The following is a 17,807-nucleotide window of genomic DNA, read 5'->3' as shown; positions in this document are numbered from 1 at the left end:
CTTAACCGCGTGGAGTCGCAGCAGCCAGTTTCACAACCGAACCCGGCGCGACCTTGGCTGGTGCGACTTGGGGCAGGTTGCTGGCTTCCAGCGCTTGTCGTTGTTGTGCGAGTGCCGCGAGGGTTTGTTCACTGGCCATCTGGATCACTTCTGGCGTGACCGGCGAACCAGGGCGTACCCGTTGCAGACCCTTGACGATGACGGTGTCATCCTTGCTCAGGCCGCTGCGCACGATGCGCAAGCCTTCGATCTTCGGACCCAGCTCGACTGAGCGGTAAACCGTTTTGTTGTCGGCATCCATCACCAGCACGAACTTTTTACCCAGATCGGTACCGACCGCTTCGTCGTTGATCAGCACGGCGGAATAGGTGCCGCTGCCGACCAGTTTCAGACGTGCATACAAACCAGGGGTGTAGGCGCCGTCGCTGTTGTCGAACACGGCACGACCGCGGATGGTGCCGGTTTTCGGGTTGACCTGGTTGTCGACGAAGTTCATCACGCCCTGGTGTGGGTTGCCGTCTTCGTTGGAGAGGCCGAGGTAAACCGGGGTGGTTGCACCGCGTTTGCCTTGGCGAGCGAGCGCGGTGTATTTGAGGAACACGCGCTCGTCGGCGTCGAAGTAGGCGTAGACCTTGTCAGTGGACACCACACTGGTCAGCGCGGTGGTATCGGCGGTCACCAGGTTGCCGGCGGTGATTTCCGCACGGCTGACGCGGCCACTGATCGGCGCGGTGACACGGGTGAAGCTCAGGTTCAGTTTGGCCAGGTCCAGTTGCGCCTGGAGGGCACCGACGGCGGCGCGGGCTTCTTGAGCAGCGCTGGTGCGCGAATCGGCCAGCTCGGCGGAGATCGCGTTGCTGGTGCGCAGACGTTCGCCACGCTGGGATTCGTTTTCGCTGCGGGTGGCGTTGGCGCGGGACTGGGCAACCAGGGCTTCGAGGCGGCGAACCTCGGCCTGGAACGGACGTGGGTCGATCTGGAACAACAGGTCGCCTTTCTTGACCAATGCGCCTTCAGTGAAAGCCACTTCATCGATCTGGCCAGAGACCCGTGGACGGATTTCTACGGTTTCCGGCGCTTCAAGGCGCCCGGTGAATTCGTCCCACTCGTTAACCGGTTGTTCCAGCACCTTGGCCACGCTGACCTTGGCTGCGGGCATAGTGGCGGCCGTGTCCGGAGTCTTGCCGCAGGCGCTCATCACCAGTACGGCCAATAGGGCCAACGGGAAGCGTAAATGTTTGAGTGATTGTTCCATGGATGCATCCGCCAATGTATTGAGAATGGACGGATGATGCTCGGCGAGGATGTATCGCACGAATCGAATGAGGCAAAGGTAACTATCATTCGGAATGATATAAGTCCGATGCAAGCTCTCTAGCGTGCACCTTTCGTTAGGCGGCTATCAATTAGATTAATGACAATTCAGTGTTGTGGGGAATGCAAAGGTTCAGCTTGAGACCGCGTTGCGGCCTATCGCGAGCAAGCTCGCTCCCACACTGGATCGGTAACGGACACAAATCCCCTGTGGGAGCGAGCTTGCTCGCGATAGGGCCAGAAGCCCTCCTGCAAAATCAGGATCAAGCAAGGCTATCCGGATCCCCAAAGAACATCTGAATCCTCGACCGCAGCCAACGCTCGCCCGGATCATTATCCTGCGACCCGCGCCAGGCCATGTGCAATTCAAAACTGCGCACTGGCAACGGCGGGTCTTCAGCCCGCACACCACCGGCCGCCGTTAACGCTTCAGCCGTGTAATCCGGCACGGTCGCGACAATATCGGTCCCGCTGATGAGTGTGCTGAGTCCGTTGAACTGCGGCACCGCGAGTACCACATGGCGTTTGCGCCCGAGCTTTTCCAGCTCTTCATCTATAAAGCCGCTCAGGTCACCGGCGAACGACACCAGCGCATGAGGCCGTGCGCAGAAATCATCCAGGCTCAACGGCCCTGGCACCGTGTCGGCCCGCAACAGCTTCGGCATGCTGCGACGCAGTACTTTGCGCTTGGCGTTGGCCGGCAGGTCGGCGGTGTAGCTGACGCCGATGGAAATTTCGCCCGAGGCCAGCAGGCTCGGCATCAGGATGTAGTTGGCCCGACGCACCACCAGCACGATCCCCGGTGATTCGGCGCGCAGGCGCTTGAGCAGCATCGGCAGCAACGCGAACTCGACATCGTCCGACAGACCGATGCGAAACACCGCGGTGCTGGTGGCCGGGTCGAATTCCGCTGCACGACTGACCGCGGTGGAAATCGAATCCAGTGCAGGAGAGAGCAGGGCGAAAATTTCCACCGCCCGGGCGGACGGTTCCATGCTGCGGCCGGTACGCACGAACAACGGATCATCGAACAGCCCGCGCAGGCGCGAGAGTGCCGCACTGATGGCCGGCTGGCCGAGGAACAGTTTCTCCGCAGCGCGGGTCACACTGCGTTCGTGCATCAATGTTTCGAAAACGATCAACAGGTTCAGGTCGACACGACGCAGGTCATTACGATTCATCTGGAGTCCTGGCAGAGTCATCAAGCTTGACGAGAGCGGCCATATGAGAACAATGGCCGGCATGAATATTAAGGGGAAAGGCTGCTACTCTGCACCGAGTAATTCAGTTTTCCTGAAATGGCTGCTTCGGTTTTCACGGCATTTGATGATGTCACCGGCGCTGCGGAATCAATGACAGGCATGTCGACTATTAATAGCCACTGATAGTCTTGGGTAGAAAGCCCAGATAGAGTTCAGGGCATTAGAGGTTTCTTTGACGAGGTTTGTGATGTCCCGCACGATCCGTTTTCACAAGTTTGGTCCAGCCGAGGTGCTCAAATGCGAAGAGCATGCGGCCGCTCTCCCTGCGCCGGGCGAAGTGCAGGTGCGCGTCGAGGCGATTGGCATCAGCTGGTACGACATTCTCTGGCGCCAGAACCTGGCCTCTTCCCACGCTCGACTGCCTTCAGGCCTTGGCCATGAAATGTCCGGCGTCGTGACGGCGGTCGGCGAAGGCGTCGATGATCTGGCAGTCGGCGACAAGGTCGCCAGCTTCCCGGCTGAAAGCCCCAACGATTATCCGGTCTACGGCGAGCAGATCGTTCTGCCGCGCTCGGCACTTACCCGTTACCCGGACGTGCTCAGCCCGATCGAAGCCAGCGTGCATTACACGCCGCTGCTGATCGCTTACTTCGCTTATGTCGATCTGGCACGGGTCAAACCCGGGCAATTCGCCTTGGTGACCGACGCCAGTCACTGTGCCGGTCCGTCCTTTGTACAACTGGGCAAGGCTCTGGGTATCCGGGTCATTGCGGCGACCAAGACGGCGGAAGAGCGTGAGAATCTGCTGTCCCTGGGTGCCGAGAAAGTCATCGTCACCGAAGAACAGGATCTGCTGATGCAGATCAACAAGATCACCGACAACCGCGGCGTGGACGTTGTGTTCGACGGTCTCGGCGGTCCACAGATGTCGTTGCTTGGCGATGTGCTTGCACCTCGCGGCAGCCTGGTGCTGTACGGCCTGCAAGGTGGCAACCAGACGCCATTCCCGGCCTGCGCAGCGTTCCAGAAGAACATCCAGTTCTTTGTGCACTGCATCGGCAACTTCACCGGCAAGCCTGAACTGGGCATCATCCAGGACCAGGTCGCACTGCAACGCGCCTTGCGCGACATCAACCAGATGACTGCCGACCGCGTGCTGCTGCCGCTCAAGACTCGGGTCTTCCCGTTTGCCGAGTTTGTCGAAGCACACCGCTACATGGACGAATGCCCATGCCGCGAACGGGTCGCCCTCCAGGTCGAGCCTGCATAAGCCCTTCATGTAAGCCCCCTCTGCAAGAGTCCGTGCCCCCACGGACTCTTCTGTTTTCAGCACCTGCCAAAATGAGACGTCCCATTGCCCCGTCAATGGGTCAGTTCAGCAACTGAACTGGTTTTTGCTCTCAATCTGTATCTTCTAATCATCATATAAGCCTTGATAATTGAATGATCACTTTCATCTCAAGGAATGAGTCATGGCTGGGTATCAGGTTGATACTTTTCAATACACACTGTTAATACATATCCGACCAATAGTTCGTCGTTGCGCAGTTGCCAAAAAAACATGGGTGACTTCTTTCTCTATTTCTTGTGCTAATTGTCTGTGGGACGCTGTCGGACATTTCCTAGGATGTCGCTCGCAACCGCAAGAGGCCGGCTCTACAGGGCCTGGCGGCCACCTGCCTCTGGACGGAGCAGGGGAGACCTCCAGTTATTTCAAATAATTACTAAAAGCTTAAGTGCTAGCATTTGGCAATAACGTCCAGTACTTCAATCGTGGCAAGCAACCCATTGCGCAATGCGTGTCGTTGTTGGCGCGATATCGAACTTAAAAGCATCAGGTAAATAAAGATGACCAATATCCATGTCCAAGCGATGAACTATGTCTATCAGCAAGTGCTGCAGCGATTGCTGAGTTTCTTTTCGCGCGCCGAACGCACGGCATTGCAGCTGATGATTCAGCGACTGGTGGTGGCCGCTGGGGGCATGGAGCGTATTGGCGATTACAAAGTCTTGGCGATTCAGTCCGGGTCCCGTGACAGTTGTTACACCCTGGCGCTGCTGCGCGCTGCGCAACTGAGTATCGCCGGCCGGGCACCTGCGACATTCCAGTTGCGAGTGGCATCCTTGCGCTTGAACGACGTAAGCCCGACGACCCTGGAAAACATCCATCGCAGCTACAGCGCCTTGTTCCTCTACGACGATCCTCGGGTCGAAGTGTTGATGGTCGATAACCGGGAAGTCCTGCCGTTCAACCACCTGACGCCGGTTTCCGAAGGCGGCCGTGAGTCGAATCGGCTCAATCTTTTGATGGTGGGCCATCGTCGCGCCTGGAACGGGCCGCTTGATCTGTGGGACGACGGGTATCTGGCCACCGGCGAGTTCTATGGGCAAATAGCTCGTTGGGACAGCGGTGTCGATGCATTGATCAGTAGCGATTCACCTCGTCAGCAGAAGCAGTTTCTCGACGGGTTGAAACGTGCTGCCGCCAAGGCCGGGCTCAAGACCTCGAATCACCACGAAACCGGCTATGAGGCGCTTTTCGCGCTGCTCGATGAACTGGGCAACGACTGCTACCGCGCTTTTTATGCTGAGCATGAGCAGGTTGCGTGGCGTCCGGCCGAACGATTTGAGGCCTGTCGTCGCGCCACGTACATCGACATTCACGACATGCTGGTCAGCAACCTGGAAGAGCGTTGGCCGCTGCTCACAGAGTTTCTCGGTTTTCAACCTGACGAACTGGCGGCCCAGCTCAGCGACAACGAGTACGTCAGCCTTTCTATCTCTGCACACATGCGGGGTTTGCAGTCGTGCTTCGTGCACGACCGCGGCTACGAGACGGGTGTCGCCGAATACCTGCAACGGGCATTGGTGATGATGCAGCGCAAACAACTGGCGGAACGGTTGTGCGAACAAGCGGTAGAGGCGTTCGGCAATCCGGCAGCGTTGGCCGAGCAGCGTGTGCTGGCAGCGGCCGACGCTCAAAAAAACCTTGGCCTGAGCGAGGCTCAACTGGTGTGCCTGCTCTTTTCACCTTTCGTCGAGAATGGCGCGGCGCTTGAGCGTTTTCTGCGCCAGTGTCACCCCGGCATGCTCGTGGCGATGCCTGATTTGCACCGGGCAATGCAGGGCAATCCGGTGCCGGAGCAGGTTCTGCAATGGATGATCGACGTCAGCGGATTGCCTGTCAGCTTGATCGGCAAGCTTTACCGCATGGGCCCGGTGTTTGCGGATGAGGGTAGGGCAGACGCCCCGGAACTCGGCGGCGCGGGTTTGCAAGCCGAAGCAGCCGACTATGACGACGACACGGCTGTGGCGGATGAATGGTCAGCGGGGCGCTGAAAGTGTCTGGTTTGACGGACTTCTCGACGATGCGTGATGACGTTCACATGGCATTCGGCCCTTGCCCATGAAAGGGCCACGAGAAACTGACTTCGCGTATCAGGCGGTGTACCGATATCTGACTAACCTGATCAACGAACCGGTCAGTGACACGCGAGTCCGTCTGCCTTCGTTGCGACAGTTGGCGGAGCGTCTGAGCGTGTCGATCTCGACCATTCAGTACGCTTATTCGCTGCTGGAGAAGGAAGGGCGCGTTTATTCGGTGGCCAAGTCTGGCTATTACGCGTTACCGGTGTCCTCCATCAGCATGCTCAGCAGTGGCAACGACCTGCTCGAAACCGTTTATGTCAACGCCAGACGTCCAGGAATGCTGGTCTTGAGCGCCGATGAACCGGCGTTGTTGCAACCCCTCGACAGTCCGTTGTTACTGCTGGAGCGAGAACTGCTGCGCCAGTATCCGCGTCAGCCGCAACCGACATCGCAACCTTGCGGCGAGCTGGAGTTGCGCATTGCCTTGGCAGCGCGCTACACCACCTCGCCGCTGCGCTGCTGGCACGCCGACGATGTCTATATTGGCGCCGACCTGCGTGGCGTGCTGGAAATACTGATCGCTGTGTTGAATCTCAAGGACGCCACGGTGTTGGTCGAGTCGCCGTGCGACTGGGCGATTCTGCGGTTGCTGCAGGCTGCGCAGGTGCGAGTGATCGAGCTGGCGGTGCAATCCAGCGGTGGCCTGGACGTCGAATGGCTCAAGGAGCTGCTGGAGACCGAGCCGGTGCGGCTGGTGATGGTTTCATCCGGGCTGAACATGCCGCGAGGCAGCCTGGCACCCGACGACAACCGACAAGCCGTCGCGCAGTTGTTGGAGCGGCATGGCAGCTGGGTATTGGAAAACGACTGCTACGGCGAACTCGGATTCGAACCGGACGGCCAGCGGTTTCGCGACTTGCTGGACCCCGATCGGCTGATCGTGTTTTCCACCTTCGAGAAAATCATCGGACCGGAGGCGCCATACGGCTATCTGCTGTCGCGGCATTTCAGTGCTGAACTGCAACGGTACTTTCTACTGCGGTCGTTCCGCTTGTCACCGATTCGCCAGAAAGCCATCGCTCGCTTGTACGGCAACGGCCGTGTCGATCAGCACCTTCAGGTATTACGGCGGATGCTCAAGGACCGCAAGGTGCAGATGACGCAGCTGTTGCAGGAGCGTCTGGGCGATGCCTTGCACTTTGTCGAACCCCAGGGTGGTGCAACCATCTGGGTTCGTTCGCTGCGCCAGGTCGATGTACGTCGCGTGTTTCAGCGCCTGCTCAAGCACCAGGTGGTGATCGCGCCGGGAGAGCTGTTCAGTCTCCAGGGCTTGCATGCGCAACACTTGCGCCTGAGTCACACCTTCGGTGGTGATCACGACCTTGCCGCGGCAGTGGGCTTGTTAGGGGACGCCTTGCGTATGGAATCGATCGATTGAACGGGGCCACATACCCTGCGTGACACTCATGGATCGATCCCATCGCGTTGCGGTGAAACTGCCAGTAAACTGCGTTCCTATTCCTGAACCACTCGACTTCAGAGGTTTTGCATGACACTCAGTCCTTTTGCGGGCAAACCGGCACCGGTAGAACTGTTGGTCGACATCCCGCGACTGGTGACGGCCTATTACACCGGCCAGCCCGATGCCGCCATCTCGACCCAGCGCGTAGCTTTTGGCACGTCCGGGCACCGAGGCAGCTCGTTCGACTTGAGTTTCAACGAATGGCATGTTCTGGCGATCAGCCAGGCGATCTGTCTGTACCGCGAAGCCCAGGGTATCGACGGCCCGCTGTTCGTCGGCATCGATACCCACGCGCTGTCCACCCCGGCCGGCGCCAGTGCCCTTGAAGTGCTGGCCGCCAACGGCGTGACGGTAATGATCGCCGAAGGTGACGAATACACCCCTACACCGGCCATTTCCCACGCCATTCTTTGCTACAACCGCGGGCGTACGTCGGGCCTGGCGGACGGCATTGTCATCACGCCGTCCCACAACCCGCCGCAAAGCGGTGGCTACAAATACAACCCTACCAATGGTGGCCCGGCCGATACCCACATCACCAAGTGGATCGAAGCCAAGGCCAACGAACTGCTGAGCAACAAGCTCGCCGGCGTCAAACGCATCAGCTACGAGCAGGCGCTCAAGGCCAGCACGACCCATCGTCACGATTACCTCAATACCTACGTCGCCGACCTGATCAACGTGATCGACTTCGACGCCATCCGTGATGCCAAGCTGCGTCTGGGTGTCGATCCGCTGGGCGGAGCCGGGGTGCGCTACTGGTCGGCGATTGCCGAGCATTACCGTCTGGATCTGGAAGTGGTCAACAAACAGGTCGATCCGACCTTCCGCTTCATGACCGTCGACTGGGATGGTCAGATCCGCATGGACCCATCGTCCACTCACGCCATGCAGGGCCTTATCGGTCTGAAAGAGCGTTTCGACGTAGCATTCGCGTGCGACCCGGACCACGATCGCCATGGCATCGTGACCCCGTCCGGTGGTTTGCTCGCGCCGAACAACTACCTCGCCGTATCGATCGATTACCTGTTCCAGAACCGCCCGCAATGGCGCGCCGATGCGGCCGTGGGTAAAACCGTGGTCAGCAGCGGCTTGATCGATCGCGTGGCAAAACGTCTGGGTCGTCGCCTGTACGAAGTGCCGGTCGGCTTCAAGTGGTTTGCTGACGGCCTGTTCGACGGCTCTCTGGGCTTTGGTGGCGAAGAAAGTGCCGGTGCTTCGTTCCTGCGCAAGGATGGTAGCGTCTGGTGCACCGACAAGGACGGCTTGATCCCGGCACTGCTGGCCGCAGAAATGACCGCCCGCACCGGCCGCGACCCAAGTCAGGCCTATCGCGCCTTGACCGATGAACTGGGCGAACCGTTTTCGGTGCGCGTCGATGCCAAGGCCAATCCTGAGCAGAAGGCACTGCTGAGCAAATTGTCGCCGGATCAGGTCACTTCGACCCAACTGGCGGGCGAAGCGATCCAGAGCATCCTCAGCCATGCACCGGGTAACGACCAAGCGATCGGTGGTCTGAAAGTCATGACCGAGAACGGCTGGTTCGCGGCGCGTCCGTCGGGCACTGAAGACATCTACAAGATTTACGCTGAAAGCTTCGTCAGTGACGACCACCTCAAGCAATTGGTGGCAGAAGCGCAAACACTGGTGGACGGCGCGATCTCTGCGAAGTAATCCAGAATGTAAAAAGGGGCGGCCATGACGGTCGCCCCTTTTTTTGTCCCGCGTTTAACCGATCAAGCCAGGTCCACCAGGACGATTTCACTGTCTTCGATGGCGGTCACCCGCAACACCTGCTCATCGGCAACCGCAATACCGTCTCGAGCTTGTGCACGCAAGCCATTGACTTCAATGACGCCAGTAGCCGGTACCAGATAGGCGCGACGGCCATTGTCCAGGCGATATTCGGCGGATTCACCGGCCTTCAGGTTCGCGGCCACTAATCGGGCATCGGCTCGAATCCGCAGGCTTTGATCGTCGCCAGCCTTGCCGCTCGCCAGTGTCACGAAACCTTCGCGCTGGCCTTTGGGGAAGGGTTTGGCGCCCCAGGACGGTGCCAAACCGGATTCGTTCGGGATGATCCAGATCTGGAAGATCTTGGTCTCTGTCGCTTCCAGGTTGTATTCACTGTGGGCGATCCCGGTACCGGCGCTCATGACCTGAACGTCGCCCGCTTCGGTGCGACCCTTGTTGCCCAGGTTATCTTCGTGAGTGATTGCGCCTTCACGGACATAAGTGATGATTTCCATGTCCCGGTGCGGATGTTTCGGGAAACCGGTGCCAGAGGCAATCACGTCGTCGTTCCACACCCGTAGGTTGCCCCAGTTCATGCGTTTTGGGTCATGGTATTCGGCGAACGAAAAGTGGTGATGGGCATCCAACCAGCCATGGTGGGCGCCGCCCAGGGATTTGAAGGGTCTGAGTTCAAGCATGATCGTCTCCTGAAAAGGTTCGTCATGGGGCAGAGCGCCTGAGCCACGAAACGCGAACCGGTGGTTGATGGCGAGCATCATCTATCAGGCACTGATCGATAAAAAGCGTAAAAAATGCCTCAATACAATCGAATAATTTGATATCAAATAACCTCGAAAGATTCTCACCCGACCTTCACTTCATCGCATAAGCCAATGACCTGTAAGCATTTCACTAGAACTGAACGGCAAATGCAGACACCATAGCCCTCAACAGCCTCACACCCTGGAGTCAGCCCGCGTGCCGCAACACACCCCCGATCTTCCTCCTGAACTTCGTCCCTTGGCCGAGATGCCGCTGCTCAAGCGTCTGGCCGCCCGGTTCTTTGGTCACGGCCTGACGCGTCTGCGCGCACAACACCGGGCATCCTGGCTGCACGGCCAGGCTGACGGCTTTCGCAGTGGGCACAGTGCCGGGGTGGATTACGGCTATAAGGAAGGCAAACTTGAAGGGTTGGAAGAAGGCCGGCAGGTATTGCTGATCCGCGACTCACGCTCGACCGAACACCGGCCGCCCAACGTTGACGAGAATCTGTTCGACGATTGGCGTCTGCCGTTGAGCGCCGAGTTGAAGAAGCGTATGAAGACGGATGTCGCTCGCTTGCTGCCACCGCATGCCCAGCCCAGCGCCGCGCAGTGGAAAATGATTTTCAGCGACACGCCCTCGACCTCGGTGATTGCCGGCGCGGGTGCGGGCAAATCGACCACGTTGGTGTTGCGAATTTTGCTGCTGACCCATTATCTGGGGTTCGAGCTGAGTTCGATGACGGTGGTGACCTTTACCCGTGAATCGCGCAAAGACTTCATCAACAAACTGATCGAGCTGTTTGCACTCTGGGATCGGTCGCTCAGTTTCAAAGAGGCGCGTGATCTGGTGCGCACCTTCCATTCGCGAATCCTGCCGATGGTTCGAAGCTTGCCGGGGTTCGAGCGGCTGCAAGCCTTCGAAAACCTCAGTCAACGTCCGCAAAACGGCGATGAGGAGGTCGATAGTAATCCTTTCGACCTGCGCATCAACGACGCCCAGCGCCAGCAACTCAACGCTTGCTATCACAGCCTGCACACTCGCAATGAGCGCTTTCGCGAATTGATCAAGCCCTTGTCCCGTCACGCGCTGCAACTCAAGGAGCTGGAACGCGATCACCCGGACGTGCAAAAGCGCATGGCTGTGACCGAACTGGCCGCCAAACGCGACGAAGAGCTCTGCGACGCTATCGAAGATTTGTGGTTTCGTGCGAGCGCCTGGCCAATCAAAGGCATCGAGCCGAAGCGCCAGACGTTCGATATCAACGGCTCGACATTTCATTGTCATGGCTATATTCCTAGCCTGGACGCTTGGGTGGTGCTGGGGTTCGATCCTCGGGAAAACCCGCAGGTCAGCCGCCCCAATGCCAAATTGAGCGTGCGGGCGGAATGGGCGGTCAAGCGCACCCTGTTTCAAGCTTTCTGTCGTAAGCCATTGATATGGCTGGATAGTTACGAGTCATCAAAGCGTGTGTTGGCGTCCCTTGGAGGCGATGCCAGTGCCGGGCCGGGCTTCGATTACAAGGTCAAGGGCGAACTCAGCTCTGCGCCGTTACTGGACTGTTTTGTCGCTGCCGCCGGATTTATCGAGAACCTCGGCCTGGATGTACCCAATGCCGTGGGCCAGATGAGTTTTGTCAAGGACGACCCCGACCGGTTTTTCTTCGAGGCCTTGAGCCTGTACTGGCGAGCGCTGGAAGATCATCTGCTTGATCAGAAACCACCGGTGATGACCTACAACCGGATGTTCGCCTTGTTCAGCGAACATTCGCCGGAAAACCTGAAGCTGCTGACCGATGAGCTGCTCAGGCCGATGTCGCACTTGATGATCGACGAATTTCAGGACGTATCGCCGCAGATCGTTTCCTGGATTCGCGCGAGCCTCACGGAAATCCGCAGTCGCGGCCCGGCCATGCACGTGGGGCGCGGCGCACAACGTTCGTCGTTGCTCTGTGTCGGCGATGACTGGCAGTCCATCTATGGCTGGCGGGGCAGTTCGCCGACGTATTTCATTGAATTCAACAAGGAATTTCCTTCGCCGAGCACGACCAAGGTCATGCTCAGCGACAACTACCGCAGCCATCAGCACATCATCGATGCCGCCGAACACATCGTTCGTGCGGCGCCGGCGATCGCTGGCAAGAAGGCCAAGGCCAGTGGCGAGCCGAAGGCATTGCTGCCGGTTAACGTTCTCGATCGTGACGATCAAGGCATGGCCAAACGCCTGATGGAGCACTACAGAAAGGGCGATTCGATCTTGATGCTTTATCGAAAAAGTAGCGATAAGTCATTGATAGAAGAACATATTCAGTCTGTAGTTAATGTAGATTCTAGCTTGCCGTACGAAGCACGACGGCTGAAGCAGCTGACGTATCACAGCGCCAAGGGACTTCAGGCTGACGCCGTGTTCCTGTTGGGTGATTGCCAGCACCTGACCAGTTCGCCGTACAAGAACCAGGTCTATCGCATGGCGGGTCTGGGCAAGGCTGGCGACAGCGAAGCGTACGACAGCGCACAGAAAGACGAGATCCTGCGACTGGCTTACGTCGGCATCACTCGGGCGGTGAGTCATTGCTATTGGTATGTCGATGGGCAAGACACCCAGGCAGCCAACCTGCCTAAAGCTTCCGATCGGATCGGCAAGGGCAAGGCGTTCTTTGCCGATCACCGACAGGGCAAGACATCGGCGTGAACCTTAAGAGATCGTCGCTCACAAAAAAGCCCACTTAACGTGGGCTTGTTGTTGAGTGTTCAGCCTTCAGGCGTAGCTCCTGAGGGCGGTGGGTGGAATGAAAGCCTCAAGCTCGTCTTCCACCGCTTCGATTATTCGTTCTACATCCGCAGCATTCATTACCGTCGCGCAAGGAATGCCGGCGATGGCGATCATGGTCTCGCCACTGGCACGGTCAAATAGACGGGCAATCATACTGCCCGGCGCATCCATGCTCGCCTCGAAACCCATGGGATGAAAATGCCAGCGCATCAGCTGGCAGGCGTTTGGAAAGGTGACTTTACTGAACCCTTTATTCATATGTAGCCCGCCTCATTCATCGAGCGCTTCCTTTAGCTCATGTTAGGAGGGAAGAGCCTTCAATGGCTCAACCGATGACTGCCTTTAAAAGTAGCAGCCAAATGTGAAAACGATGTGGATTTTTCAGGCCGTTTAGCGATTGGTTCAGTTTTTTTGATGCAGGTCACGGGAACGGTCGGTGTTCGGCAGTTGGCCACCACTGGTTGGTCATTGAAGCCGAGACGGAATTTCGGCAAGCTCGGCTTTTTCTCGCCGAGTCCTTTATGCACGCCGATGATGATGGTCCGCTGCAAACCCAGGCCACGGGCGACACGGTGATGCGTTATCACTTGCGCTGGAAACACCGGGACCTGGGCGGGGTGATGGCGCTCTATCACCCAGAGATTCAGTACAGCGATTTCTTCCAGAACCGTGTGATGGGGCTGTCGGAATTACGTGAATACGTGCGCAGCAGCATGCCCCGCGATCCCGATGAAGCCCTGGAGCACTCGGACCGTATTCGTCTGGACGGCAACACGGCGTTCATTCAGTACCGTATAACCCTTCGCGGCGGTGAAGGCCTGGTGTCGTTCCGGGCCAGCGAGGCGATTACCGTACGTGACGGACTGATCTGGCAGGTCAACGAATACGCCTCGCTGGTCCATGAACAGCCCGTCAGCAAAGCCGCCAGCAGCCAACGCCCGGCGGTTAGTCGACTCGGGCTGTCTGCACGCCAGCTGAGTTTCATGGCTGAAGATTTGCAGCAGTATTTTCAGCGCCAACAACCTTACCTCGATGCCGAACTCGACCTGCAACGGGTGGCGAAGGAGTGCGGGTATAGCCGCAATCAGATTTCCTACCTGCTGAATCAGGTGCTTGGCCAGAGCTTCTATCGATACGTCAACCAGGCGCGCCTGCAGCATTTGCTCGCGACACTGGATACCGCCACGCCGCCACTGCGTATCGACGAACTGGCGTTTGCCGCCGGGTTCAATTCGCTGTCGGCGTTTTATAGCTGCTTCCGTCAGCACACCGGCCAGTCGCCCAAGGCCTACGTAAAACAAATTTCTTTGCGTGCACGCGCGCAAGACAGCGTCTAAGTCCACGCACTAGGATCGACGCCATCGAAGTTTGAGTGGCGGAGTCTTGCATGTCGGCGTGGCGCACTATCAGTTTGTGGATGGATCAACTCGACGAGCCATTGTTGGCGCGTCCGCCGCTGGAACAGGATCTGGACGTCGACGTCGCCATCATAGGCGCGGGGTACACCGGGCTCTGGACCGCGTACTACCTCAAACGCCAGGCGCCCGACCTGAGCATTGCCATCGTTGAAGCGCAAACCGCCGGTTTTGGCGCCTCGGGGCGTAACGGCGGCTGGCTGATGGGCAATGTGCTGGGCGAAGACCGCCTGCTCGCCGACTTGCCGCCCGAACAGCGCCGGGCTTCTTTCGATTTGCTGCACGGCATTCCGGATGAAGTCGGGATTGTCCTCGAGCGTGAAGACATCGCCTGCGATTACCGCAAAGGCGGGGCGCTGTATTGCGCAGCACGCTATCCAGAGCAGGAAGCCAGCCTTCGGCATTATCTCGACACCCTCTACAGCCGAGGATTGACCGAAAGCGATTACCGCTGGCTCAGCCCCGAGCAGTTGGCGCAACAGATCAGAGTCGCCAAACCTTATGGCGGTATCTATGCACCGCACGTCGCGACCATTCACCCGGCAAAGTTGGTGCGAGGTCTGGCTCGGACGGTGGAGAAAATGGGCGTCAGGATTTACGAGAACAGCCCGGTCACCCAATGGCAATCGGGTGGCCTGCGTACGGCGAAAGCCTCGGTTCGCAGCCGTTGGATCGTGCCGGCGGTCGAAGGTTACTCGGTCACCTTGCCACCGTTGGGGCGTTATCAGCTTCCGGTGCAGAGCTTGATAGTGGCCACCGAGCCGCTATCCGCTGCCACGTGGGATGAAATCGGCCTGAATCGCGGCCAGGCCTTCAGCGAAAACAGTCGCCAGGTCACTTACGGTCAGCGCACGGCTGACAACCGGTTGGTGTTCGGTGCCCGGGGCGGTTATCAGTTCGCTGCCAAGTTGCGTCATGACTTCGACTTGACCACCAGCGAAGTGGAGCTGCGGCGTTATCTGTTTGGCGAACTCTTCCCGCAGCTCAAGAACGTGCGGATTACCCATGCCTGGGGCGGCAATCTGGGGATGTCCCGGCGTTTCAAGCCGCACATGCTGTGCGATCAGGCCAGCGGCATCGCCTTGTCGGGTGGCTATGGCGGGGAGGGCGTCGGTGCCAGCAACCTCGGTGGTCGGACCCTGGCCGACCTGATTCTGCAGCGCGACACCGAGCTGGTTCGCCAGCCGTGGGTCATCCAAGGAGGGCTCGATGCGCTCAGGGCCTGGGAGCCGGAGCCCTGCCGCTGGCTTGGTTACAACGCGATCATCCGCAGCTTCGCCCATGAAGACCAGACCCTGGCCAACCCGGCCACCGCACCATGGCGTCGCAAACTGGCCACCGGTATTGCCGGCTTCATGGAAGGATTCATGCAGTAAACGGCGCGCTCTTCATCTATAGGCTCAATCGACAGGTACTCCCATGAGCATCACGCAATTCAAGAACACCGCAACCCTGAAGCTGGAAGAGTCGAATCCGGTCGCCGTACCACTGGGCATGCCCGTGGCAGTGGCCTCGACCACCAGCGTTGAACGCGACGATGGCGTCGAAACCGGCGTCTGGGAATGCACGCCCGGCCGCTGGCGGCGGCAGATCGTCGCCCAGGAGTTCTGTCACTTCATCCAGGGACGCTGCACGTTTACCCCGGATGACGGTGAAACCCTGCACATAGAAGCCGGCGATGCACTGATGTTGCCAGCCAACAGCCTTGGTATCTGGGATGTCCAGGAAACCGTGCGCAAGACCTACGTTTTGATTTTTTGATCCTCTGATTGCCTGCCAGCTCTCCAATAAAAAGAAGACAAACCAAACAGGAATCGACTCATGATCCGAAAGACACTGACTCTGGCTCCACTTGCGCTCTTCGCGACCCTCGGCCACGCGGGCGAGACCGTCAAGATCTACAACTGGTCGGAATACATCGCCCCGGACACCACCAAAAACTTCCAGAAAGAAACCGGCATCGCGTTCAGCTACGACGTCTTCGACAGCAATGAAACCCTCGACGGCAAATTGATGACCGGCAAATCCGGCTACGATGTGGTCTTCCCGTCCAACCATTTCATGGCGCGGCAGATTCAAGGCGTGGCGCTGAAGAAACTCGACAAGAGCCAACTGCCGAACTGGAAAAACCTCAACCCGGCGTTGCTCAAGGCCTTGCAGAGCAACGATCCGGGCAACGAACACGGCTTCCCGTACCTCTGGGGCAGCACCGGCATCGGTTACAACATCGCCAAGGTCAAGGCCGTGTTGGGTGATAACGCGCCAGTGGACTCCTGGGACCTGATTTTCAAACCCGAAAACATGCAAAAGCTGCAGAAGTGCGGCGTGGCCATCCTCGACAACGGCCCCGAGCTGTTGCCGGCGGCACTGAACTACCTGGGCCTGCCGCATCACAGCAAGAACCCGGAAGACTACAAAAAGGCTGAAGCGCTGCTGATGAAAGTCCGCTCGTATGTCAGCTATTTCCACTCGTCCAAGTACACCAGCGACCTGGCCAACGGTGACATCTGCGTGGCCGTCGGCTTCTCCGGTGACATTCTGCAGGCCGAAAACCGTGCGAAAGAAGCCAAGAACGGCGTCGACATCGGCTATTCGATTCCCAAGGAAGGCGCCGCCATCTGGTTCGACATGGTTGCCATGCCGGTAGACGCCCCGGACGAAAAGGCCGGCTACGCCTTCATGAACTACCTTCTGCGCCCGGACGTCATGGCCAGCATCAGCAACTACGTGCACTACGCCAACGGTAACGAGCAGGCCGACAGCCTGATCGACCCGGCGATCAAGAATGACACCAAGGTCTACCCGACCCCGGACATGATGGGGAAATTGTTCGCACTGGAGGCGATGCCGCTGAACATTGACCGGGTTCGTACGCGGGTGTGGAACAAGATTCGGACAGGGAACTGAGGGAAATCAGCATTGGTTAGACGCCATCCTGGTTGATGGCGTTTGGCTTTTTTGTACCTGTGAGCTATGTATTCGGAATAAAAAACTTGATTCTTATACCTGTCATTTGTGACAGGTTACAGCCATACAATTTTCTTGCTAAATAGCTGGGCAAACGCAGGCAATCGCCGGCGGTGTAGCCAGGGAGAATCACCATGTCCAGCAAACCATTGAGCCCATCCGAAACCTCGGAAACCGCAAAGGGCGAGGCTAAAGGCGGAATCAAGGGAACAATTACTAATCTGATCACTAAAATTGAATACCCTTTTAACGCCACGTGGATCTATCGTGACGAACAGCAAGAAACGCTACGCTTTCATGGCACGATGCCGGACCCAGAAAATGATCACAAAAAAGTGGCTGTTGCGCTTCAGCTCAGTCAAAAAAACGCGCCTACAGGCACCTATCCGTTTGACAGTCCGAAAGTACTCCACCTTTCCTACTTGAAATACGATGTCGATGGTGAAGGGCATTCGGTGTACTACGAGGCAATCAGTGGTCATGTCGATCTCGTCAATGCGTACCCCGATTCGCCTATTTCCGGCAAGCTTGTATTCAAGACGACGGTCATCGATGACATTAGCTATCGTGTCGACGTGAAATACTCCATCACCGAATTCTAAACCTTCCTACCCCGCCTGACGCGTTGCGTCAGGCGGGCAATATGCTGGCACTTATACTAACAACGCCAGCAAAGTGAGACCCCATCGACAAAAAGAAACTTACCTCTATTTAATAATTAAATAGCAAATCGTCAGACGATTTGCGCAA

14 protein-coding genes are annotated in these 17,807 nt (G+C 57.9%); 10 read left to right on the top strand and 4 right to left on the bottom strand.

Translation table 11 applies throughout. The features are described from left to right. Window position 1 precedes the first annotated feature (1 nt). Window positions 2-1,255 carry a multidrug efflux RND transporter periplasmic adaptor subunit MexE gene (mexE, locus tag E3W21_RS22695; RefSeq protein WP_134421926.1) on the bottom strand — a complete coding sequence of 418 codons (1,254 nt, stop codon included), beginning with the start codon at window positions 1,253-1,255 and terminating at the stop codon, window positions 2-4. 322 nt (window positions 1,256-1,577) lie between these two features. Continuing rightward, the gene (locus E3W21_RS22690; RefSeq protein ID WP_008156370.1) at window positions 1,578-2,495 is read right to left on the bottom strand and encodes a LysR family transcriptional regulator; all 918 of its coding nucleotides are present in this window, start codon (window positions 2,493-2,495) and stop codon (window positions 1,578-1,580) included. Window positions 2,496-2,763: 268 nt separating this feature from the next. Here E3W21_RS22690 and E3W21_RS22685 point away from each other — a divergent pair, with 268 nt between their 5' ends. The 4 genes from E3W21_RS22685 to pgm all read left to right on the top strand — a co-directional run bounded on the left by E3W21_RS22685 (window position 2,764) and on the right by pgm (window position 9,081). Further along, window positions 2,764-3,786 (top strand): zinc-dependent alcohol dehydrogenase family protein, encoded by a 1,023-nt coding sequence (locus E3W21_RS22685; protein WP_056743735.1) that lies wholly within the window; start codon window positions 2,764-2,766, stop codon window positions 3,784-3,786. A gap of 578 nt (window positions 3,787-4,364) precedes the next feature. Further along, the gene (locus tag E3W21_RS22680; protein ID WP_134421925.1) at window positions 4,365-5,855 is read left to right on the top strand and encodes a hypothetical protein; all 1,491 of its coding nucleotides are present in this window, start codon (window positions 4,365-4,367) and stop codon (window positions 5,853-5,855) included. Between the two features lie 67 nt (window positions 5,856-5,922). Next, window positions 5,923-7,323: a PLP-dependent aminotransferase family protein gene (locus E3W21_RS22675; RefSeq protein WP_134421924.1), complete on the top strand. Its 1,401-nt coding sequence runs from the start codon at window positions 5,923-5,925 to the stop codon at window positions 7,321-7,323. A gap of 111 nt (window positions 7,324-7,434) precedes the next feature. Continuing rightward, complete coding sequence (gene pgm / locus E3W21_RS22670; RefSeq protein ID WP_134421923.1) at window positions 7,435-9,081, top strand: phosphoglucomutase (alpha-D-glucose-1,6-bisphosphate-dependent); 1,647 nt, start codon at window positions 7,435-7,437, stop codon at window positions 9,079-9,081. A gap of 62 nt (window positions 9,082-9,143) precedes the next feature. Here the strand turns inward: pgm and E3W21_RS22665 are convergent, their stop codons facing one another. Beyond that, window positions 9,144-9,839: a pirin family protein gene (locus E3W21_RS22665; protein ID WP_134421922.1), complete on the bottom strand. Its 696-nt coding sequence runs from the start codon at window positions 9,837-9,839 to the stop codon at window positions 9,144-9,146. A 280-nt stretch (window positions 9,840-10,119) separates the two neighbouring features. Between E3W21_RS22665 and E3W21_RS22660 the strand changes: the two genes are divergently transcribed. Then, window positions 10,120-12,594 carry a UvrD-helicase domain-containing protein gene (locus tag E3W21_RS22660; RefSeq protein WP_134421921.1) on the top strand — a complete coding sequence of 825 codons (2,475 nt, stop codon included), beginning with the start codon at window positions 10,120-10,122 and terminating at the stop codon, window positions 12,592-12,594. A gap of 66 nt (window positions 12,595-12,660) precedes the next feature. Here E3W21_RS22660 and E3W21_RS22655 read toward each other — a convergent pair whose 3' ends face one another. After that, window positions 12,661-12,933 carry a DUF1652 domain-containing protein gene (locus E3W21_RS22655; RefSeq protein WP_129444231.1) on the bottom strand — a complete coding sequence of 91 codons (273 nt, stop codon included), beginning with the start codon at window positions 12,931-12,933 and terminating at the stop codon, window positions 12,661-12,663. 263 nt (window positions 12,934-13,196) lie between these two features. Here E3W21_RS22655 and E3W21_RS22650 point away from each other — a divergent pair, with 263 nt between their 5' ends. The 5 genes from E3W21_RS22650 (at window position 13,197) to E3W21_RS22630 (ending at window position 17,659) form a co-directional block, all read left to right on the top strand. Continuing rightward, window positions 13,197-14,012: an AraC family transcriptional regulator gene (locus E3W21_RS22650; RefSeq protein ID WP_134421920.1), complete on the top strand. Its 816-nt coding sequence runs from the start codon at window positions 13,197-13,199 to the stop codon at window positions 14,010-14,012. A 50-nt stretch (window positions 14,013-14,062) separates the two neighbouring features. Then, window positions 14,063-15,466 (top strand): FAD-binding oxidoreductase, encoded by a 1,404-nt coding sequence (locus E3W21_RS22645; protein ID WP_134421919.1) that lies wholly within the window; start codon window positions 14,063-14,065, stop codon window positions 15,464-15,466. Between the two features lie 43 nt (window positions 15,467-15,509). Continuing rightward, the gene (locus tag E3W21_RS22640; protein WP_134421918.1) at window positions 15,510-15,851 is read left to right on the top strand and encodes a cupin domain-containing protein; all 342 of its coding nucleotides are present in this window, start codon (window positions 15,510-15,512) and stop codon (window positions 15,849-15,851) included. Window positions 15,852-15,911: 60 nt separating this feature from the next. Continuing rightward, the gene (locus E3W21_RS22635) at window positions 15,912-16,997 is read left to right on the top strand and encodes a polyamine ABC transporter substrate-binding protein (RefSeq protein WP_134421917.1); all 1,086 of its coding nucleotides are present in this window, start codon (window positions 15,912-15,914) and stop codon (window positions 16,995-16,997) included. 194 nt (window positions 16,998-17,191) lie between these two features. Beyond that, complete coding sequence (locus tag E3W21_RS22630) at window positions 17,192-17,659, top strand: hypothetical protein (RefSeq protein ID WP_134421916.1); 468 nt, start codon at window positions 17,192-17,194, stop codon at window positions 17,657-17,659. Window positions 17,660-17,807: the final 148 nt, after the last annotated feature.

It is taken from the genome of Pseudomonas sp. F01002 (genome assembly GCF_004402115.1).
Classification (GTDB): Bacteria; Pseudomonadota; Gammaproteobacteria; order Pseudomonadales; family Pseudomonadaceae; genus Aquipseudomonas; species Aquipseudomonas frigoris.
This window is presented reverse-complemented; position numbering and strand designations above follow the sequence as displayed.